The following is a 20,125-nucleotide window of genomic DNA, read 5'->3' as shown; positions in this document are numbered from 1 at the left end:
CAGGCAGAAAACCATGAACATGAAATCCATTTCCGTCGCTCTCCTGATCACGCTGGTGGCGCTGGCCGGTTACGACATATTTCTGAAAGACAGACCGACGGATAACCCGCGTATCTGGCTGCGCATCCCTGCGTTACCCGTGATTCAGGATGCGATTTTCCAGCTGTCGCCCAGGTTCGACGAGCCGCGTAAAACACTGATGATGGAACAGCTTTGCGCGTTGGCGCGAGGCGAAGTGAAACAGGAACAGGTCAACGCCTCTCTCAAGCAGCAGGGGATCGACGCGCAGACTTTGCCTTCACAGGGCAGTCCGTACTCGTTGTTGGTCAATGGTGATCAGCCTGGGCAAGCTTCGGCCTGTGCGGCGTATCTGGCGACGACGGTACTGTCGACTGTCAATGTGGCCGAGTTCATGCGCCCCGTCACCGTACCCGCCGCCAACGGCCAGCCAGAGAAATCGTCGTTGCAGATTGATAACGCTTTGCTGACGTCGGCGCTGTCGGTCAAGTTGGCCGTGGCGCGTGCCAACGCCGATGTATTCGCCTTGATCGCCGTCGAGTTACAGCGCAGTCCAGGTCTGACGATACCGCAATACCGTGAACAGGCCGGGCAGTTGTTTACCCGTCTGGCCCCGACTTACCTGAAGCGCATCAAGGAACAACTGCCACCCGCGAACACGCAGTACAAGCTGCTGCAAATGGACGACAACCGCTTCCTCTTCAGCAGTTCCGTCGGCAGCGTATTCGAGTTCGGCCGCAACGGTCTGGTCCTGAGCCAGGGCGGTATCGTCTGGTATGGCAAGGGCCGGTTGATGGGGCAGGAATACCCGCTGCAGGTGGAGTGTTTTTCGGCGGCCGTCAAAGGGTTGCTGACATCGCCTGCACCGCAACTGACCACCTCGATCCAGTGAAGCCATGCCGCTGAATATCGACCGGATCCGCACCGGTCGCTGAGGCATTGCCGCCGCTCCCCGCTCTGGCGACCGCCGGCGGGGAGCGCGGCCTTCAGGGTTTTAGCTTCAGCCGCGCCGCCAGCACCACGCCCAGCAGCGCGGCAGCCAGCACCAGCGCCGCCGGGGCGGACCAACCGGCGTAGGCGACGGCGGCACTCAGGGCGATGGGCGCGAGCACCTGGCCCAGGTAGTTGCCTTGCATCACCAGGCCCAGGCACAGCGGGATCAGCGCGGGCTGCGGCGAAGTCAGCGAGGTGCTGGCGAGGATAGTGGCAGGGAGCATGCCGGCCACCGCGCAAAAGAAGAAGCACAGAGGGATCACCAGGTCGGTCGGAGTGACCGAGAGGAAGATGCCCATCCCGGAAAGCCCCATGACGATACTGGTGCCGCCGAGCAGGACTTGCGGGCGGACGCCGCGCGACAGCAGCAGGCCGGCGCCGATGTTGCCGATGATATTGACCGCCACCACCGCGGCGCTGACCAGCCCGGCGCTGGTGATCGACAGCCCGACACGCTGCATGAGGAACACCGGCAGGAAGGCCATCACCGCAAAGAACTGCAGGTTGTAGGCGGTGAACATCAGCGCCATCAACAGCGGCTGGCGGGCCCGCAGCACGCTGCTCAGGGAGTGGCGCAAGCCGGATTGCGTTTGCTGGCGCAGCGTCAGCGGATCCCTGGGGGTGGTCAGCGGCAACAGCAGGGCCGCCAGCAGGGTCAGGGCCGCGCCCGCGATCCAGCTCTGTTGCCAGCCCCCCAGCAATGGGCCGATAAGCATCGAGGTGCCGATACCGAACGCCATGAAGGTGCTCCAGATGCCGAACACCAGATTGCGTTTGTGCGCCGGGACCAGGCGATTGAGCACCGCCGGCGCCGCGACCACCACCATGACGAAGCCCAAGCCTTCGACAAAGCGTGTGGCCAGCAGCCCGTGGAAGTCATGCAGGCTGGCACCCAATGCACTGGCGGCGCACATGATCAGCAGGCCCAGCGCCAGCAGATAACGATCGCCCCAGCGCTGGACGAGGATGCCAGCGGCGATGCCACCGAACACCCCGACCAAGGGGAAGGCCGACATGATCCAGCTCAGGGACTCCAGGGAGCGACCGAATTCTTGCTGCAACTCGGGCAGGGCGATGGTGGCCTTGCCGATATGCAGCGCCGCGGCAATCCCGGCGAACAGCACATTGAACACGGCGGGCCAATACCCGGTATCGGCAACGGCGTAGCTGAGGCTGTCTGGCTTGGTTGAGGTCATGGGCTTCTCCGAAAGCAGGCGCGCGAGGATGGCCGGGGGGCGGCGCGCCAATGGGTCGGAGCCGACTGTAAAAGTTAAAGTTGACTTCAAGTCAATCGACAAAAACGGGATGTTGCGTTCTACCCATGAAGTCATTCGGCGGCCGATCCCGCTGGGCGCAATGCCCAGACGGGACGGCGCCGGAAACGGACAGCTGATAGTGCCGGCGCCCGGGCGGGCGCCGCGGGTAAGGCGTCAGGTCTCAGGTGAACTGGGTGTTTTCCGGCAGCAGGGCGCCGCCATCGACGATCAGGGTCTGCCCGGTGATATAGCCGGCCTGTTCGGACGCGAGAAACAGCATGGCGTGGGCGATGTCCTGCGGGCTGCCCAGGCGCTTGAGCGGGATGCCGGCGGCCAGGGCCGGGGAGTCGCCGAGGTTGGCCATGGCTTGGGTGGCGATCAGGCCGGGTTCGACGCCATTGACGGTGACTCGGTGTTCGGCCAGCTCCAGGGCCGCCGCGCGGATGAAGCCGTTGACCCCGGCCTTTGACGCGGCGTAGTGGGACAGCCCGGGAATCGCCGTGCGCGGCCCGGTCACCGAGGAGGTGATGACGATGCGCGGATGCTCGGCCTGACACAACGCCGGCAGCGCCGCCTGGGTCAGCCAGAAACAGCTCTTGAGGTTCACCGCCAGGGTCGACTCGAGGATTTCGTCCCTCAGGTCACGGAGGTTTTCCATCGGAAACACCGCGGCGTTGTGGATCAACAGGTCCAGCCCGCCAAAGGCCCTGAGGGTGGCGGCTACCGCCTGGTTGGCCGCGGCCCGGGTGCTCAGGTCCACTGTCAGCAGTTCGGCGCTGCCGCCGGCTTCGCGGATCAGGCGCAGGGTTTCGGCGCCCGAGGCCTCGCTGCGAGTGGCGAGCAGCACCTTGGCGCCCTGGGCGGCGAAGATTTGCGCGATGGCGCGGCCAATGCCCTGGCCGGAGCCGGTGACCAGGGCGATACGGCCGGTGAGGTCGAGGATCATGAATTTTCTCCTTGAGTGACGGTGCCCAGGCATTCGTCCAGCAGGCGGTTGTGCAGGTCGACGTCGTCGGTGGTGGCGGCTGGGCACATTAGCGCCATGTTGTGGAACGGGGTCAGCAACACCCCGCGGTTGAGCAGGTAGAGATGCAGGTAGGCCTCGATCAGGCCATGACGGGCGTGGTGGGCTTCGCCGCCGTTGCGCGGCGCGTGGTCCATGAACAGGTATTCGACCCGGGCGCCGATCCGCGTCACGTGCCAGGGCAGGCGATGCTTGGCGATCAGCGCCTGGACCCCGGCCCGCAGGCGTTCGGCCAGGGCGATCATGTGGGCGTAGTTGGCCGCGCTCATGACCTCGCTGAAGGTGGCGCGCATGGCTGCCATCTGCAGGGCGTTGCCGGCCAGGGTACCGCCGAAGCCGAAGTGGTTGATTGCCTGGCCGGGCTGGAAGTGCGGTAGCACCTGCCAGATGCGCTCGGCCATGGCCTGACTGGCGCCCCAGACCGCGGTGGGGATGCCGCCGGCGATGCATTTGCCGAGCACGAAAAAGTCCGGCTGCAGGCCGTGTTCGCCGCTGTAGCCGGCCGGGCCGCAGGAAATGGTGTGGGTTTCGTCGATGATCAGCGGCACATCGAAACGCCGGGTCAGCTCGCGCAAACCATCGTGGAAGCCGGGGGCGGGCGGGACCATGCCGACGTTGGTCATGAAGGGTTCGGTCAGCACCGCGGCCACGTCGCCATGGGCCAGGGCCGCCTCCAGCGCCGGCAGGTCGTTGAACTCCACCAGCCGGGTGGTGGCGTCGTGCCGCAGGCCATTGGCGTGCACGCCTTCGCGAGGAATCATCTGGCCGTCGGCGTCGAACTCGACCTGGGACTCGTCGACGCTGCCGTGGTAGTTGCAGTTGAACACCAGCACTTTTTCCCGACCGGTGATCATCCGGCACAGGCGCAGCACAAAGCGGTTGGCGTCGGTGGCGGAGGTGGTGACCTGCCAGAACGGCAGGCCGAAGCGCCGCACCAGCTCCTGGCCGACCCACAGGCTGTCGGCTGTCGGCAGCATCAGGGTCGAGCCGTGCCGGGCCTGATGGGCGATGGCCTCGGCCACGGCGGGCTGGCCATGGCCGAACATGGCGCCGGTGTCGCCCAGGGCGAAGTCGACGTAGCGGTTGCCGTCGCAGTCGGTCAGCGTCGCGCCCTGGGCGTCGGCCACCAGGATCGGGTACAGCCCCGGCCATTGCTGCATCCAGTGCAGCGGCGCGCCGTACAGCCAGTGCTTGAGGTTTTCCCGATAAAAGCCGGCGGAGCGCGGGTGGCGTTCGGCGAACAGTTGCAGCTCGGATTGGTAACAACGGGCGACGCGGTCGAGGTTGAGGCCGAGGGTCATGATCGGAGTCCTGTGGGATTTAGAGGAGGGGCTAGAGCGAAGGCGGTGTCTGGGTAGCCGCTGCCGAGCAATAGCGAGGCTGCGATCGGCAACGCAGTTGCCGCGAAACCTGAGCTTGCGGTGTGTCAGGCGGAACGTGCCGCCCGGATCGCGACCGCTGCGTCGGAGTGCCGCCCAGATCGGACGCAGCCTCGCTGTCGCTCGGCAGCGGCTACAGGTCTGCATCAGATGTACGCGGTGCGGTTCAGCACATGGGCGAGGGCGCCTACCGGGAAGTTGCTGGGGGTGGCGAAGTCCGTGCCCTGGTAGCCGAAGATCTTGCCGTCGGTCCTGCCCGCTTGCAGGTCGATCAACACCAGGCCCAGGGTCGGCACGATCTTTTCGCGCCAGACGAACAGGTACAGCTGTTCGGCAATCTTGTAGTAATGGCAGCGGTCGGTGTCCGCCAGGCCCTGCTCGACGCCCTTGAGGCACTGCCAGCTGTAGAAATTGCGGTTCAGGTAGAGGTGCTCGTAGGCCTCGGTGGCGCTGTAGATGTACTGGTTGCGCAGGCCGACCAGTTCCTCGGTCAGCGCGTGTTGCGGGCTGCTGGCGCTGTGCGGCGCGTCGATGCTGCCGTGGATGAACTGGGCCTGGACGCTGGTCAGCTCGCGGCCGGACAGGGCGCGGCTGAACAGGTCGACCCGGGTCTCGGCCTGGCTCGGCATCTGCCCGATCACCGCGGTGAAGATGTTCCGGCCCAGGTCGAGGATCAGGCTCACCGAGTGGACCTGGCCGTTCTCCGATTTGAGAAAGTCCACCAGGTAAATGCCGGAACGTATTGAAGTGGCTCGATAAACAGCCTCACCGCGGGCGTCGCTTTCAGCGTCCTGCCAATGCAGCGACTGCGAGCCGAACAGGTGTTCGATGCGCCAGCCGTTGGCGAAATGCAGGGTCAGGCTGCGGCCGTTGAGGTCATCCAGGCTGGGCAGGATATGGTTGTCGGCGGCAAAGCCTTCGGCCAGGGCACCAACGGTAATCCATTCGGGTTGCAGGTTCATGAGGGCGGTTCTTGTCGATGAAGGAGAACCTCATGTTCATCATGCAAGCCCTTGTTGCCCATCAACCGAATGGTTGAGGCGCGGCGGTTTTTTTACAGGAACAGCGCGCTCACCAACTCGGTGCGGTTGTTCACCCCGACCTTGCGGAACAGGTTGATCAGGTGGGTCTTGACCGTCGGCAGGCCCAGCGCCAGCTGCTGGGCGATGGTCTTGTTGCAGGCGCCGTCGCGCAGCAGCCAGGCGATCTGCCGTTCCCGGGGCGTGAGGGCCTCCAGGCGTTCGTCGTGGCGCGAATAGGGCGCCTGGGCGGCGATTTCCAGCAGGCCTTGCAGCGCCTGCAAGGTGTTCAGTTCGTCGGGCCGGAACGGGCCCAGGCTGGCATCGCGCAGCAGAGACAGGCCGGCGATCGGGCTGCCGCTGGCATTGCACGCAAGGATCTCCACCACATCCCGTACCCCGTGGCGTTGCAGGAAACCCTGGTAGACCTCGGTTTCATGCCGCCCCTGCTGGGCCATGCCCATGTGCAGCGACAGCACCGGGCGGCCCGCCGCCACGCAGTTGCGCGGGCGTAGCGGGTCGTAGTGGCGGTAGCGTTGCAGGTAGGCCTCATGCATCTGCTGGCTCATGTGGTACAGCGAGAAATGTTCGGCCTGCAGCTGGGCGTCGATGCGATAGAAGGCGCACAGGGTCGCCGGCACCACCCGGGTAAAGGCGCCGATGCAGCGCTGGCCGAGTTCATGGGCGTTGGGCAGGGGGCTGTTGAGGCTATGGGTACTGATCATCGAAGGGCTCCTGGCGAATACTGACGGCTTTGCGTCAATGGGCAGAAGAAGCGGGCAAGTAGCGATGCAGTATGGACATTGTCGGGATTGCCGGAGAGCAAAAAACCGCTGCCGGTTCACGCGCCCGGGAGGCGAGGAACACGGCAGCGGTTATCACGGCCTCAGCGGCGGGCCTGGGTGAAGCCCAGCTCCAGGGCGGAAACTATGGCGTCGATCTGCGGCGGCTGGATCACCAGCGGCGGCGACAGAATGATCTTGGTCCCCACCGGACGCACCATCACCCCGTTGTCGCGGGCAATCTGCGCCACCTGGTTGGCATAACCGCCCATGGGGTCGATCGGCTCGCGGCTGCTCTTGTCGGCCACCAGGTCGAGGGCAATCATCAGGCCCTTGCCGCGCACTTCGCCGACGCTGTCGAAGCGCTCGGCGAACGGCAGCAGCTTATTGAGCATGTAGTCGCCCATCTTCGCGGCGTTGGCCGGCAGGTCTTCCTTGACCACGATGTCGAGGCTGGCCAGAGCCGCCGCGCACGCCACCGGGTGCCCGGAGTAGGTGTAGCCGTGCATGATCGCGCCGGTGAAGTTGCCGTTCTTGCTGAATGCCGACTCGATCCGCTCGTTGACCACCGTGGCGCCCAGCGGGATGTAGCCGGAGGTGATGCCCTTGGCCAGGCACATGATGTCGGGTTTCACGCCCCACAGGCGGCTGCCGAACATCGAGCCGCTGCGGCCGAAACCGGTCACCACTTCGTCGGCGATCAGCAGCACGCCGTACTTGTCGCAGACCTCGCGGATCAGCGGCCAGTAGTTGGCCGGCGGTACGATCACGCCGCCGGCGCCCTGGATCGGCTCGGCGATAAAGGCCGCCACGGTGTCGGGACTCTGGAACTGGATTTCCCGCTCGAGCAGGTCGGCGCAGATCTTGCCGAGTTCTTCCGGGTCCTGGCTGTAGGGGTTGCGGTACAGCCACGGGGTGTCGACGTGGAAGCAGCCGGGCAGCAGGGGCTCGTAGTTGCGCCGGAACACCGTGTTGCCGTTGACCGAAGCGCCGCCGAAATGGGTGCCGTGGTAGCCCTGGCGCAGCGAGATGAACTTGGTGCGGTCGGCCTGGCCTTCGAGCTTCCAGTACTGGCGGGCCAGTTTCAGCGCGGTCTCGATGGCGTCCGAGCCGCCGGAGCTGAAGGCCACGCGGCGCATGCCCTCGGGTTCCAGCAGGTTCATCACCACCCGCGACAGCTCTTCGGCGCGCGGATGGCTGACGCCGTCGAACAGCTGGAAGTATTCCAGTTCGTCCAGCTGGGCGGTGATCGCCGCCTTCACTTCCTTGCGGTTGTGGCCGACGTTGACGTTCCACAACCCGGCGACGCCATCCACCAGTTGGTGGCCCTGGTCGTCGTACACATAGCAGCCATCGCCACGGACAATACGAATCGGCTCGCGTTGTTGCATTTCGTTGGGGTGCAGCATGGGATGCCAGAAGCGGCTTGGTTCGCTCACGTTGAGTCTCCTGAAAACGCACGGACAGCGTGGGACATAGTAGTGCGCCCTTTGCCGGTTGCCTGCTTGCCTCTGTGTGCCAGGTTCTTGATCGCCACTGCCAGGAGGATGACGCCGTCCCTGTAGGAGCGAGGCTTGCCCGCGATGACGGCGGTCTGGACGACTATGCATCACAGACGAAATGCGGCGCCTGGCTTTGGGGCTGCTGCGCAGCCCTTCGCGGGCAAGCCTCGCTCCTAGGGGCCGTGGGGTTGGCAGCCAGTGGCAAGTTTCGCGGCAGCCAGAATCAAGACGCTGGCCGGCATTGGTCTCAGAGTTCGATCCATGAGGCCAACTAGCGAGGATTGCCCATGAGTATTGCCATCGACCCACGTGTCGCTGCCTTTATCGACAGCCAGCACGGCCTGTTGATCGACGGGCGCAGCCAGCCGGCCTTGTCCGGCGCGCAGATGCCGGTGTTCAACCCGGCCACTGGCGAAGAACTGACCCGCGTCGCCGCCGGCGCCGATGCCGATATCGACCTGGCCGTGGCCGCCGCACGGCGGGCCTTCGAGGGGCCCTGGGCGGCGCAGCGCCCGGCGGATCGCGAGCGCCTGCTGTTGAAGCTGGCCGATCTGCTGGAAGCCCACGGCGAAGAGCTGGCGCAGCTGGAGACCCTCAACAACGGCCAGTCGATCCACCTGGCCCGGGCCCTGGAAGTCGGCGCCGCCGCCGAGTTCACCCGTTACATGGCGGGCTGGGCGACCAAGATCGAAGGCAAGAGCCTGGACCTGTCCATCGCCGCCGTCCCGGGCGCCCGGTACCGCGCCTACACGGTGCCGGAGCCGGTGGGCGTGGTCGGCGCCATAGTGCCGTGGAATTTCCCCTTGCTGATGGCCATCTGGAAGATAGTGCCGGCCCTGGCCTGCGGCTGCACCGTGGTGCTCAAGCCGGCCGACGAAACCCCGCTGACCGCCTTGCGCCTGGGTCAACTGTGCCTGGACGCCGGGATCGCCCCGGGGGTGGTCAACGTGGTCACCGGCAGCGGCGCCCAGGCCGGCGCGGCCCTGGCCGCCCACAAGGGCATCGACAAGCTGGCGTTCACCGGCTCGACCCAGATCGGCAAGGTCATCGGCCATGCGGCGGTGGACAACATGACCCGGTTTTCCCTGGAGCTGGGCGGCAAGTCGCCGGTGATCGTGCTCGATGACTGCGACCCTCAGGCCGCGGCCGCCGGCGCCGCCGGGGCGATCTTCTTCAATCAAGGCCAGGTTTGCACCGCCGGTTCGCGCCTGTATATCCAGCGGGCAATCTTCGACCAGGTGCTGGAACGCTTGTCGGCCATCGCTGGCTCCCTGAGCATCGGCCCCGGGCTGGACGAACAGGCGCAGGTCAACCCGCTGATTTCCGCCAAGCAGCAGAAGCGCGTGCTGGACATGATCGGCCAGGGCGTGGCCGATGGCGCCCGGGTGCTGTGCGGCGGGGTCGCCTATGGCGAGCAGGGCTTCTACGTGCGCCCGACGGTATTGGCCGACGTGCACGCGGGCATGCAGGTGGTGCGCGAGGAAATCTTCGGCCCGGTGGTGGTGGCCACGCCTTTCGACGATATCGATGAGGTGGTGGCGTTGGCCAACGACAATCAGTACGGGCTGGGGGCGAGCATCTGGTCCAACGACCTGGCCAAGGTCATGGACCTGATCCCGCGGATCAAGGCCGGCACGGTCTGGGTCAACACCCACAACATGCTCGACCCTTCGATGCCGTTTGGCGGCTACAAGCAATCGGGCATCGGTCGTGAGATGGGCCACGCGGCGATCGAGGCCTATACCGAGAACAAGTCGGTGTGTATCGCGTTCTGATCCCGTAGTCGCTGCCGCAGGCGGGCCGCGTTCGGAGCGTGGCGTACTTTAAGGTCCTGCGGACCTTATCGCAGCCTCCGGCAGCGGCTACAGTCGGACGCAACCGGCCAGGCTGCGCAGACAGCCAGGTAAAACACGCCCGCCCGGCGTGCCCTTGAAATGCCTAAAACAACAACATCACCCATGCTTTCGAGGTCCAGCACCATGTCTTTCAACGACAGACTCACCCGCCACCTGAACCAGGGCGTGGTCGGCTTTCCCACGGCCCTGGCCAGCGCCGTCGGCCTGATCATGGCCAGCCCGGTGATCCTCACCGCCACCACCGGCTTCGGCATCGGTGGCGGGGCGTTCGCCGCGGCCATGCTGATCGCGATGCTGATGATGCTCGCGCAATCGACGACCTTCGCCGAAGCGGCCTGCATGATTCCCACCACCGGTTCGGTGTACGACTACCTGGCCTGCGGCCTGGGACGCTTCTTCGCGATCACCGGGACCATTTCCGCCTACCTGATCGTGCATGTGTTCGCCGGCACGGCGGAAACCATCCTCAGCGGCGTCATGGCCCTGGTGAACTTCGAGTCCCTCAACACCCTGCTGGAACAGAGCGGCAGCGCCTGGCTGGTGGGTGTCGGGCTGGTGATCTTCTTCGGCCTGCTGAACGCCGTGGGCATCACCGCGTTCAGCCGCGCCGAGGTGATCCTGACCTTCGGCATGTGGACCACCCTGATCATCTTCGGCGTGGTCGGGGTGTTCAAGGCGCCGGCGGTGGAACTGAGCGGCTGGTTCGGCGAGTCGATGGTCGGCACCGATCTGACCACCATTCTTTCGCTGGTGGGCATGGCCATGTTCATGTTCGTCGGTTGCGAGTTCGTCACGCCGCTGACGCCGGAGGTGCGCAAGGCGGCGAAAACCATTCCCCGGGCCATGGCCCTGGGCCTGGTAGGGGTGGCCACCTGCATGTTCATCTACGGTGCGGCGATGAAGCGCCAGGTGGCGAACACTGCGCTGAGCGAAGACGGCAGCGTGCACCTGCTGGACACGCCCATGGCCATTCCGCAGTTCGCCGAGCAGGTGATGGGGCCGTACGGACGGATCTGGCTGGGCGTCGGCCTGCTGTTCGCCGGGGCGGCGACCATCAACACGCTGATGGCCGGGTTGCCGCGCATCCTCTACGGCATGGCGCTGGACGGCGCGCTGCCCAAGGCCTTCACCTACCTGCACCCGCGCTTCAAGACGCCGCTGCTGTGCATCGCCGTGGCGGTGCTGATTCCCTGCCTGCACGCCTGGTGGCTGGGCGGCAGCACCGACAACATCATGCACCTGGTGCTGGCCGCGGTCTGTGCCTGGAGCACCGCCTACCTGCTGGTGACCCTGTCGGTGGTGGTGCTGCGCATCCGCCGCCCGGATTTGCCAAGGGCCTACAAGTCGCCCTGGTTCCCGCTGCCGCAGATCGTCTCCTCCATCGGCATCCTCCTGGGCATGTGGTTCATCACGCCGCCGGGGATGAACCCGCGGGACATCTACGTGCCCTTTGGCAGCATGCTCGGCTTGACGGCGATCTATGCGCTGGTCTGGACGGTCTTCGTGCAGAAGGTCAACCCGTTCCGCCCGGTGCCGGTGGAAGAGGTGCTGGAGAACGCCTTCAACCTGGAATCCCCAGTTGAAACCCAAGCGCAAGCCCTGCCTGGAGCCAAGCCCGATGAACAGTACAAGCTGGCGGCAAAACCTCTCTGAGTTCTGGCGGCGGCCACCCTCGGGTTATCGCCCGGGGGTGACCCTGAACCAGTTGCGCCGCGACCTGTCGGGGCTCGACTGTGCCGCGCAGGCACCCGGGCTGACGCGCTTCACCTGGGCCGAGGAGGGCCTTGATTTCGAGGTCCAGGAGCTGCCACAGGCGCAGTTCCTGATGCACCTGGTGGTCTGCGAGTTTCGCCTGCGCGTCCCCGGCTCGCCGGGGCCACAGGTGCGGATCGATATCCGCCATACCGGCGCGATCCGCCGCCAAGGCGTCGCTGCTGACCTGAAACAGGGCGCGAAGCAAGAATGGGCAGGGCTGTTGCAGCAGCTGCACAGCGACCCGCAGCTGCTGGCGGCGCTGTTGCCGCTGGACTTCAAGCGCCTGCAATTGCAGCGCGACGAGCAGGGCTGGCTGGTGCGCCTGGAGCATTTCGGCGCCAGCGAGGTGGTCAACCGGCTGCCCGGCTTCCGCCGTTATATCCGCCTGAGCGCCGAGCAGCGTAAAGCCTTGCTGGCGGCTTTCAAGCGCCTGCATTCACTGTTGAGCGATCACTGAAGTATTCCCACCCGTGCTGGCATAGCCCGTGCTTAGGCTATAACAAACTATCCATTGCGCCGGGCTTCCTTGCCCGGCAAATAGATAACATGTTAATGATATCGCCATAACAACAAAGGCGGTCTCAACCGGCTTCTGGAGGTGCACAGTGCTTGCTTCGCATAGTTTCGGTTCCTGGGTCGGCGCATTGCAGGGGGTTTGTGGTCGGTTCGACGCTCGCCAGGCGCTGAATTCGGCGTTGTTCATCGGTGAAGTCGGCTTGCGCGACTACGCCGGCCTCGAGGTGGCGCAGATCCGCACCAATGCCGGACTGATCTCGCGCAAAAGCACCAGCGTCGATCATGAAGACGACCGGCACTGTTTCCTGATCATGCAACGCAGCGGCCATGCCCAGATCAGCCAGGGCGGCGAGTGCATCGAGCTGGCACCCGGGGAAATGGCTTTGCTGGACTCGGCCGGGGCCTGCGAAATCGTCCCCCACGGGCTGATCGAACACGCCTCCCTGCATCTGTCCCGGGACGAGGTGTATCGCCATCTGCCGGCGCAGCAGCGCAAGTTCGGCAAGCTCTCGCAGAATTGCGCCAGTGGCCGCTTGATGCGCCTGCTGGTGGAGCAGATCTGTGGCGACGAACTGCAAGGTTGCGCCGCCCAGCAGGAAGGCCAGGCGTTGCAGGAAGCGTTGATCGCCTTGCTCGGCCCGACCCTGCGCCAGACTCCCGGCGCGAGCCTCGACGGCTACGACAGCCAGCATGGTGGTTGTCTGCGCAGCCAGGCCCGGCAGTTGATCAACCAATCCCTCACCGAGCCCAGCCTGACCCCGGTGTCACTGGCCAGCCAGATGAATATCTCGGTGCGCCAGCTGTACCGGCTGTTCGAAGAGCAGGGCGACAGCGTCTGTCGTTTCATCCAGCGCGCGCGCCTCGACCGCAGCGCGGCGGACCTGAGCAACCCGCGCCTGCGCCACGAGTCGATCACTGACATTGCCTTCAAGTGGGGATTCACCGATTCGGCGCACTTCAGCCGCACCTTCAAGAAGCATTTCGAACAGTCGCCGCGGGATTACCGGGCCCGTTCGCTGAATGCCTGAGGGGCGCTCAAGGGTTTTCCAGGTCGTGTCCCAGGGACTGGATAAACAGCGAGAACAGTTCCGGCTGTGAGGAGATGTCCAGCTTGGCGTAGAGATGGCGCCGGTGCACCTTGATGGTGTCCGGCGAGATCTTCAGCCGCTCGGCCATGGCCTTGGAGGAAAAACCGCGGAGGATCAGCCGGGCGATTTCCACTTCCCGGTCCGACAGCACGCCACAGCCGAAATGGCTCAGGGCGTCGCGGATCTGGCTGGCCATTTCTTCCGCGACGGGCGCTGGCGGGCGCTGGTGGCTCTGCTGCCAATGCTGCTGCATCAGCGGCAGGACCCAGGCCGAGAAGGTGGTGAGCTGGCCGATTTCCTCGGCGCTGAACGGCCGCTGCATGCCCAGCGACAGGGACAGGGTGCCGGCCTCCGGGACCTGCAGGATGAACTGCAGTTCGTCCTCCAGCACATTGTCGTGGAAGTAGCTGGAGAAATACTCGGTCTGCCGGAAATGGTCCGGCGCCACTTCTTCCAGGCGGTACAGGCCGCTGGGGTAACCCTCGCGGCAGGCCTGGAAAAACGGGTCCAGCAGGTACAGGCCGTTGAGGTAGGTGAGCATCGACGCCGGCTTGTCCGAAGGCTCGGCATCGTATTCCTCGAGGGCGATGGGCTGGCCGTTGTGGGGATAGAAGATCGCCAGGGCGTTATCGAACGGCAAGGCCTGGTGCAGCAACAGCACCAGTTGCTTCCAGAAGCGCTCGCCGCCGATCTGCGAGAGGGTGCGCCCGAGTCCGGCATGCATGCCGATTTCCCTGAACAGAGTGATCAAATAAGTGGCTCCGCGTCGATGCCGTTGTGGTCTGGCGTGCTGCTTTTCGCCAGGTGGAAGCACGGTTTCGGCGATTTGCCCGGCCACGTCAAGGGGGAGTACTCCAATAGGGGAATTGGCCCTGTGCCCCCGGCTGCCTAAAGTGGCCTCCATCAAGTGCGACCCAGAGCGCATCCGCCTGACGTTCTTCGTTTCTGCCTCAAACCAAAAATAATCACGAGGATAACGACATGAGCTCTCCCTGCGCGCCGGAAGGCGCCCTGAAACCCACGCTGAGCGTGTTCGATGTAGTGGCCATTACCGTGTCGGGCGTGACCCCGGCCAGTTCGGTCTTCGTCATCGCGCCGTTCGCCATTCACCAGGCCGGCAGCGGGGTGTTCCTGGCCTTTGTCATGGCGGGGCTGCTGGCCTTGATGTTCGCCTTCTGCTACGCCGAACTGGGCCGCGCCCACAACAGCGCCGGCGGCGAGTATGTGTACGCCAAGCGGGTGTTCGGCGGCATGGCCGGGTACGCGACCTTTCTCACGGTGCTGGTGATGCTGCTGTTCATTCCGCCGGTGCTGGCCACTGGCGCTGCTACTTACCTGAACAATGCCCTGGGCACGCGCTTCGATTCGCAGACCGTGGCCCTGGTGATAGTGATCTGCAGTTATGCGCTGGGCATCCTTAATATCAAGCTCAACGCCTGGATCACCGGCACCTGCCTGCTGCTGGAGATCGCCGCCTTGCTGGTGATCGTCTTCCTGGGCTTCGGCAATGCCTCGCAGCCGGCGAGCATCCTGCTGCAGCCGCAGATCGTCGAAAACGGCGTGCTGCAGCTGGCGCCTTGGGCTCTGGTGATCGGCGCGGTGGGCATCGGCCTGTTTTCCTACAACGGTTACGGCCCGGCGGTGCTGCTGGCCGAAGACATGAAATGCAAGGGGCAGGGCGTGCACAAGGCGGTGCTCTGGTCGCTGGCCCTTGTGGTGATCATCGAGCTGGTGCCGCTGACCGCACTGCTGATCGGCGCGCCGTCCCTCAGCGCGATGCTCGCCAGCCCCGATCCCATCGGCTACCTGCTCACCAGCCACGGCAACGAAACCCTGTCGCGGGTGGTCAGCGCCGGGATCTTCCTGTCGGTGTTCAACGCCATTGTCGCCATCGTGATCCAGATCGGCCGGGTGGTGTTCTCCAGCGGTCGCGATGCCTTGTGGACGCCGGGCATCAACCGCCTGTTCACGCGGATTCATCCGCGCTGGGATTCGCCGTGGCTGGCCACGCTGTTCCTGGCCGTTCCCTCGGCGGTGCTCAGCTTCAGCTCGAACCTGGCCGACCTGACCTCGTTCAGCGTGCTGCTGATCATGCTGGTGTACCTGATCGTCGCCCTCAGCGCGCTGATGAGCCGGGTGCTGCTGCACAATCGCGAGCATCCGTACCGCATGCCGCTGTGGCCGTTGCCGGCGCTGCTGGCGGTGATCGGCGCCGGTTATCTGTTGTTCAATCTGTTCCTGGACGCTTCGCTCAGGGACATCATGGTGATCGTCGGCCTGCTGGCGCTGTCGGTGATCCTGTATGGCACCAACGGCCGGTTCAGCCCGGCGTTCCAGAAACTCTAAGGAGAAGTCATGCGCGCACGTCAATTGGGGATCAGCCTGGGCCTGGGTACTCCCGGCCCCTTCAATGCCATCACCGATGTTCCGGGGGTACGGGTAGGCCACAGCACCCTCAGGACGACGGTCGACGGCAAGCAGGTGCGTACCGGGGTGACCCTGATCCAGCCCCGTGAGGGATTTGCCCGACTGCAACCCTGTTTCGCCGGCTGCCATGTGCTCAACGGCAACGGCGATGCCACCGGGCTGGAGTGGATCCGCGAGGCGGGCCTGCTGACCACGCCGCTGGCCATCACCAACACCCACAGCGTCGGCGTGGTGCGCGACGCGCTGATCGCCGAGGAACACAGGAGCCTGGCGGACCCCTCGGAGTACTGGTGCATGCCGGTGGTGATGGAGACCTACGACGGTCTGCTCAACGATATCTGGGGCCAGCATGTCGGCCCGCAGCAGGTGCGCGAAGCCCTGGACAATGCCGAGTCCGGGCCGGTGCGTGAGGGCGCGGTGGGCGGTGGCACCGGAATGATCTGCCATGAGTTCAAGGGCGGGATCGGTACGGCCTCGCGCCAGGTGCCGGGGGAGCAGGGTGGCTACACGGTCGGCGCGCTGGTCCAGGCCAACCATGGCAAGCGTGAGGAGTTGCGGGTCGACGGCTATCCGGTGGGACGGCAATTGACCGGCCTCCCGTCGCCCTTCGCCCAGCGCGGTACGCCGGGCATGGGCTCGATCGTGGTGATCCTGGCCACCGACGCGCCCTTGCTGCCGCACCAGTGCCAGCGCCTGGCGCAGCGCGCGTCGATCGGCATCGCCCGCACCGGCGGCGGCACCGAGGATTCCAGTGGCGATATCTTCCTGGCCTTCGCCACCGGCAACCGCGACCTGCCGCCTTCCGCCTACGGGCGCCAGGGCGTGCCTTTCAGCACGCCCCTGGCGATGCTCAACAACGATTACATCTCGGCCCTGTTCAGCGCCGCCGCCGAAGCGGTGGAGGAGGCCATCGTCAACGCCTTGCTCGCCGGCGAACCTATGACCGCGGACAGTGGCGCGAGCGTTCCGGCACTGACCGGGGAAACCTTGTTAGAAGCCATGAAACTAACTGGATGGAACAAACCGTGATCAACTAAAAACTGCGACGCAGTCTGCAAATCTATCTGTACTGTTATTTAATATTTAAATTCGAGATTGTCGGACAATTACCAACGGGTATTGAGGCTTAAAGAATATTTCGACTCACCAGTCATTGTTTTCGGGAGTTTGCTGGAACAGCGAAAATCAGGCGTCAAAAAGTAGTGGACGCCTGATTTCAAATTGTGTCAGGTTGCTTACGCCCGGATAGGGCGAGTGATAGGACGATCTCGCCAGGGATTGTCGCTATCGGACAAAAACTGTTCCATTGATTACAAGGAAGTGTGTTTATGTCGAAAGTTAAATCGAAAGCTATTGTGACCGCCGAACAAGAACTCGTGCCCTTGGCCGCGGCAAGTTCGGCTTACAACCAGATCAATAGCTTCAGCCATCAGTATGACCGGGGTGGCAATCTGACGGTCAATGGCAAACCCTCCTACACAGTCGATCAAGCAGCTACCCAGATACTGCGCGACGGTGCCTCCTATAAGGACCTCAACGGCAGCGGCAAGATCGAACTGACCTATACCTTCCTCACCTCGGCCTCCTCGAGCACCATGTACAAGCATGGCATCTCCGGGTTCAGCCAGTTCAGCACCCAGCAGAAAGCCCAGGCCGTGCTCTCCATGCAATCCTGGGCTGATGTGGCCAACGTCACCTTCACCGAAAAGGCTTCCGGTGGTGACGGTCACATGACCTTCGGCAACTACAGCGGCGGTCAGGACGGCGCGGCGGCCTTCGCCTACCTGCCGGGTACCGGCGCTGGCTACGACGGTACGTCCTGGTACCTGATCAACAGCAGCTACACCCAGAACAAGAACCCCGATCTGAACAACTACGGCCGGCAGACGCTGACCCACGAGATCGGTCACTCTCTGGGCCTGGCCCACCCTGGCGACTACAACGCTGGGAACGGCAACCCGACCTATAACGACGCGACCTATGGACAGGACACGCGCGGTTACAGCGTCATGAGCTACTGGAGCGAAAGCAATACCAGCCAGAACTTCAGCAAGGCCGGCGTCGAAGCCTATTCGTCCGGCCCGCTGATGGACGATATCGCGGCGATCCAGAAGCTCTACGGGGCCAACACCACCACCCGTACCGGTGACACCACCTACGGCTTCAACTCCAACACCGGTCGCGATTTCCTCAGCGCGACCTCGTCGGCGGACAAGCTGGTGTTCTCGGTATGGGACGCGGGCGGCAAGGACACCCTGGACTTCTCCGGTTTTACCCAAAACCAGAAGATCAACCTCAATGAGACCTCGTTCTCCGACGTTGGCGGCCTGGTGGGCAACGTGTCCATCGCCAAGGGCGTCACCGTCGAGAACGCCATCGGCGGTTCCGGCAGCGATCTGCTGATCGGCAACCAGGTGGCCAACGAGCTCAAGGGCGGTGCCGGCAACGACATCCTCTACGGCGGCGGTGGGGCGGACAAACTCTGGGGTGGCTCGGGTGCCGATACCTTCGTCTTCGGTGCCAGCTCGGACTCCGCTCCGGGCGCGGCCGACCAGATACTGGATTTTGTCAGCGGCCTGGACAAGATCGATCTGACCGGCATCACCAAGGGCGCGGGGCTGCACTTCGTGAGCGCGTTCACCGGTAACGCCGGCGACGCGATCCTCAGCACCTCGGCTGGCAACAGCACCTTGTCGGTGGACTTCTCCGGGCACGGCGTGGCGGACTTCCTGGTCAGCACCGTCGGCCAGGCGGCCTACACCGACATCGTCGCCTGAGTGGTTGCTGTAAGGTAAAAGGAGGAGGGTGGCGCTCAGGCGTCGCCCTCTGACCTTGCATTGACTGGCGAACTGCCTGAGGCTGTGCCCCGGAGTGACCCCCCTATGATTCGAACTGCCTTGATCGCTAAGGCCGGCGCGTACCTGATCGCGACGCTGATGATGTTTTATGGAGAGACAAGCATGGCAAGCAGCCTGAGATTGGCAGACCCCGCGGAACTGGCCGGACACTGGCAGCTGTCGCAGCCGGCGCAACCTGCCAAGCACTGTGCCCTGGACCTCGAGCTGAACGGCACCCTGGGTGCTGGCGCCGAGTGTTTTTCCGCCTGGCTGGGCGATTCGGCCATCGGCTGGTTTCCCGAGCCGGACGGTATTGCCGTGACCGGCAAAGAAGGCTCGAAGATCATCTTTCTAAGTCGCCAGAAAGAAGGCTTATATCAAGGCACTTTGAAATCAGGTGCAACGATTATATTGCAGCGTACACCCTGAATAATCGCGGCTGTATGCATCTTTAAATGTATCTGTATGGATAAGCGTATAAGGCAATGCCATATACGCGATGTCCTTCGTTCGATTAAAGACAACTAAATAACTAGAACTCCGTTTCGTCTGGCGGTAGAGTCCTTTCGCCTGTCCGCCACAATAATCCAATAATGTCCCGACTCAAGTACGGGCGGTTTATTTGTCCTGCGCCCCTGGCACGGGATATACAGCTCAGGAAAGACCAATGAAGATGGCGAAGACCACTGCACCGCTGTTCAAGGCACTGGGCGATTACAAAGGCATTCTGATCAGCGTCGGGTGTTTCACCGCCCTGATCAACGTGCTGATGCTGGTCCCCTCGATCTACATGCTCCAGGTCTACGACCGGGTACTTTCCTCGCAGAACGAAACCACCCTGGCGATGCTGTCGCTGATGGTGGTCGGGTTCTTCGCGTTCATCGGCCTGCTGGAGGTGGTGCGCAGCTTCATCGTCATCCGCATCGGCAGCCAGCTGGAGCGGCGTTTCAACCTGCGGGTCTACCAGGCGGCATTCGAGCGCAACCTGTTTCGCGGCGAAGGGCATGCCGGGCAGTCCCTGGGCGACCTGACCCATATCCGCCAGTTCGTCACCGGGCCGGCGCTGTTCGCCTTCTTCGACGCGCCCTGGTTCCCCATCTACCTGTTCGTGATCTTTCTGTTCAATACCTGGCTGGGGGTGTTCGCCACCGCGGGCGCGGTCTTGCTGATCGCCCTGGCGTACCTCAACGAGGCGATGACCAAGAAGCCTTTGGGCGAAGCCAGCGGCTATTCGCAGAAGTCCACGCAACTGGCCACCAGCCATCTGCACAACGCCGAGACCATCCAGGCCATGGGCATGCTCGGCGCGCTGCGCAAGCGCTGGTTCGAGGTGCACTCGCGCTTTCTCGGCCTGCAGAACCAGGCCAGCGACACCGGCGCGGTCATCAGTTCGCTGAGCAAGACCCTGCGCCTGTGCCTGCAATCGCTGGTGCTGGGCCTGGGCGCCTTGCTGGTGATCAAGGGCGACATGACCGCCGGCATGATGATCGCCGGCTCGATCCTGATGGGCCGGGTACTGAGCCCGATCGACCAGTTGATCGCCGTGTGGAAGCAATGGAGCTCCGCCAAGCTGGCCTACCAGCGCCTGGACTCGCTGCTGCAGGCCTTCCCGCCGAGCGACACGGCCATGTCGTTGCCCGCGCCCAAGGGCCAGGTGAGCTTCGAGCAGGTCA

General features: G+C 64.1%; 17 protein-coding genes. 10 read left to right on the top strand and 7 right to left on the bottom strand.

Annotated elements, in window-relative coordinates; all coding sequences use genetic code 11:
• Window positions 1-13: 13 nt before the first annotated feature.
• Entirely contained in the window at window positions 14-910 is an 897-nt protein-coding gene (locus tag J4D52_RS12445) for a hypothetical protein (protein WP_102676733.1), read from the top strand.
• A gap of 94 nt (window positions 911-1,004) precedes the next feature.
• Here J4D52_RS12445 and J4D52_RS12440 read toward each other — a convergent pair whose 3' ends face one another.
• From J4D52_RS12440 to J4D52_RS12415, 6 genes are all read right to left on the bottom strand, one after another.
• Window positions 1,005-2,207, bottom strand: coding sequence for a CynX/NimT family MFS transporter (locus J4D52_RS12440; protein WP_102676734.1), 1,203 nt, complete (start codon window positions 2,205-2,207; stop codon window positions 1,005-1,007).
• Window positions 2,208-2,448: 241 nt separating this feature from the next.
• Window positions 2,449-3,213: an SDR family oxidoreductase gene (locus tag J4D52_RS12435; protein WP_102676735.1), complete on the bottom strand. Its 765-nt coding sequence runs from the start codon at window positions 3,211-3,213 to the stop codon at window positions 2,449-2,451.
• Window positions 3,210-4,592 carry an aspartate aminotransferase family protein gene (locus J4D52_RS12430; RefSeq protein ID WP_102676736.1) on the bottom strand — a complete coding sequence of 461 codons (1,383 nt, stop codon included), beginning with the start codon at window positions 4,590-4,592 and terminating at the stop codon, window positions 3,210-3,212. The genes J4D52_RS12435 and J4D52_RS12430 overlap by 4 nt, the downstream gene beginning before the upstream one ends.
• A 224-nt stretch (window positions 4,593-4,816) precedes the next feature.
• Window positions 4,817-5,632, bottom strand: a complete 816-nt coding sequence (locus tag J4D52_RS12425) for a molybdenum cofactor biosynthesis F family protein (protein WP_102676737.1) — start codon at window positions 5,630-5,632, stop codon at window positions 4,817-4,819.
• 92 nt (window positions 5,633-5,724) lie between these two features.
• Window positions 5,725-6,414 (bottom strand): LuxR C-terminal-related transcriptional regulator, encoded by a 690-nt coding sequence (locus J4D52_RS12420; protein WP_102676738.1) that lies wholly within the window; start codon window positions 6,412-6,414, stop codon window positions 5,725-5,727.
• A 161-nt stretch (window positions 6,415-6,575) separates the two neighbouring features.
• Window positions 6,576-7,910, bottom strand: coding sequence for an aspartate aminotransferase family protein (locus tag J4D52_RS12415; RefSeq protein WP_063431125.1), 1,335 nt, complete (start codon window positions 7,908-7,910; stop codon window positions 6,576-6,578).
• A gap of 350 nt (window positions 7,911-8,260) precedes the next feature.
• On the opposite strand from J4D52_RS12415, the gene J4D52_RS12410 reads away from it, so the two are divergent.
• The 4 genes from J4D52_RS12410 (at window position 8,261) to feaR (ending at window position 13,128) form a co-directional block, all read left to right on the top strand.
• On the top strand, window positions 8,261-9,748 hold the full coding sequence (locus J4D52_RS12410; RefSeq protein ID WP_102676739.1) for an aldehyde dehydrogenase: 1,488 nt from the start codon (window positions 8,261-8,263) through the stop codon (window positions 9,746-9,748).
• Window positions 9,749-9,952: 204 nt separating this feature from the next.
• On the top strand, window positions 9,953-11,482 hold the full coding sequence (locus J4D52_RS12405) for an APC family permease (protein ID WP_102676740.1): 1,530 nt from the start codon (window positions 9,953-9,955) through the stop codon (window positions 11,480-11,482).
• A complete protein-coding gene (locus J4D52_RS12400; protein ID WP_219736261.1) occupies window positions 11,448-12,041 on the top strand; it encodes a DUF3156 family protein in 594 nt (197 codons plus the stop codon). The genes J4D52_RS12405 and J4D52_RS12400 overlap by 35 nt, the downstream gene beginning before the upstream one ends.
• A 148-nt stretch (window positions 12,042-12,189) precedes the next feature.
• On the top strand, window positions 12,190-13,128 hold the full coding sequence (gene feaR, locus J4D52_RS12395; protein WP_102676742.1) for a transcriptional regulator FeaR: 939 nt from the start codon (window positions 12,190-12,192) through the stop codon (window positions 13,126-13,128).
• Window positions 13,129-13,135: 7 nt separating this feature from the next.
• On the opposite strand, the gene J4D52_RS12390 is transcribed toward feaR, so the two are convergent.
• The gene (locus J4D52_RS12390; RefSeq protein ID WP_102676743.1) at window positions 13,136-13,939 is read right to left on the bottom strand and encodes a helix-turn-helix transcriptional regulator; all 804 of its coding nucleotides are present in this window, start codon (window positions 13,937-13,939) and stop codon (window positions 13,136-13,138) included.
• 230 nt (window positions 13,940-14,169) lie between these two features.
• On the opposite strand from J4D52_RS12390, the gene J4D52_RS12385 reads away from it, so the two are divergent.
• The 5 genes from J4D52_RS12385 to J4D52_RS12365 all read left to right on the top strand — a co-directional run.
• Window positions 14,170-15,534: an APC family permease gene (locus J4D52_RS12385; protein WP_102676744.1), complete on the top strand. Its 1,365-nt coding sequence runs from the start codon at window positions 14,170-14,172 to the stop codon at window positions 15,532-15,534.
• A gap of 9 nt (window positions 15,535-15,543) precedes the next feature.
• Window positions 15,544-16,644 carry a P1 family peptidase gene (locus tag J4D52_RS12380; protein ID WP_053279322.1) on the top strand — a complete coding sequence of 367 codons (1,101 nt, stop codon included), beginning with the start codon at window positions 15,544-15,546 and terminating at the stop codon, window positions 16,642-16,644.
• Window positions 16,645-16,943: 299 nt separating this feature from the next.
• A complete protein-coding gene (locus J4D52_RS12375; RefSeq protein ID WP_025808750.1) occupies window positions 16,944-18,392 on the top strand; it encodes a serralysin family metalloprotease in 1,449 nt (482 codons plus the stop codon).
• Window positions 18,393-18,497: 105 nt separating this feature from the next.
• Window positions 18,498-18,881 (top strand): AprI/Inh family metalloprotease inhibitor, encoded by a 384-nt coding sequence (locus J4D52_RS12370; RefSeq protein WP_025808751.1) that lies wholly within the window; start codon window positions 18,498-18,500, stop codon window positions 18,879-18,881.
• A gap of 238 nt (window positions 18,882-19,119) precedes the next feature.
• The coding region (locus J4D52_RS12365) for a type I secretion system permease/ATPase (RefSeq protein ID WP_258537756.1) at window positions 19,120-20,125 on the top strand (1,006 nt) is incomplete at its 3' end.

It is taken from the genome of Pseudomonas sp. GW460-12-10-14-TSB1 (assembly GCF_017349775.1).
GTDB lineage: Bacteria > Pseudomonadota > Gammaproteobacteria > Pseudomonadales > Pseudomonadaceae > Aquipseudomonas > Aquipseudomonas piscium.
The sequence above is the reverse complement of the archived record's forward strand: the minus strand, read 5'-3'. Positions and strand labels throughout refer to the sequence as shown.

Coding starts and splice junctions, on each gene's coding strand:
- J4D52_RS12445 (WP_102676733.1), top strand. CDS start 14: ATGAACATGAAATCCATTTCCGTCGCTCTCCTGATCACGCTGGTGGCG.
- J4D52_RS12440 (WP_102676734.1), bottom strand. CDS start 2,207: ATGACCTCAACCAAGCCAGACAGCCTCAGCTACGCCGTTGCCGATACC.
- J4D52_RS12435 (WP_102676735.1), bottom strand. CDS start 3,213: ATGATCCTCGACCTCACCGGCCGTATCGCCCTGGTCACCGGCTCCGGC.
- J4D52_RS12430 (WP_102676736.1), bottom strand. CDS start 4,592: ATGACCCTCGGCCTCAACCTCGACCGCGTCGCCCGTTGTTACCAATCC.
- J4D52_RS12425 (WP_102676737.1), bottom strand. CDS start 5,632: ATGAACCTGCAACCCGAATGGATTACCGTTGGTGCCCTGGCCGAAGGC.
- J4D52_RS12420 (WP_102676738.1), bottom strand. CDS start 6,414: ATGATCAGTACCCATAGCCTCAACAGCCCCCTGCCCAACGCCCATGAA.
- J4D52_RS12410 (WP_102676739.1), top strand. CDS start 8,261: ATGAGTATTGCCATCGACCCACGTGTCGCTGCCTTTATCGACAGCCAG.
- J4D52_RS12405 (WP_102676740.1), top strand. CDS start 9,953: ATGTCTTTCAACGACAGACTCACCCGCCACCTGAACCAGGGCGTGGTC.
- J4D52_RS12400 (WP_219736261.1), top strand. CDS start 11,448: ATGAACAGTACAAGCTGGCGGCAAAACCTCTCTGAGTTCTGGCGGCGG.
- J4D52_RS12385 (WP_102676744.1), top strand. CDS start 14,170: ATGAGCTCTCCCTGCGCGCCGGAAGGCGCCCTGAAACCCACGCTGAGC.
- J4D52_RS12380 (WP_053279322.1), top strand. CDS start 15,544: ATGCGCGCACGTCAATTGGGGATCAGCCTGGGCCTGGGTACTCCCGGC.
- J4D52_RS12375 (WP_025808750.1), top strand. CDS start 16,944: ATGTCGAAAGTTAAATCGAAAGCTATTGTGACCGCCGAACAAGAACTC.
- J4D52_RS12370 (WP_025808751.1), top strand. CDS start 18,498: ATGATTCGAACTGCCTTGATCGCTAAGGCCGGCGCGTACCTGATCGCG.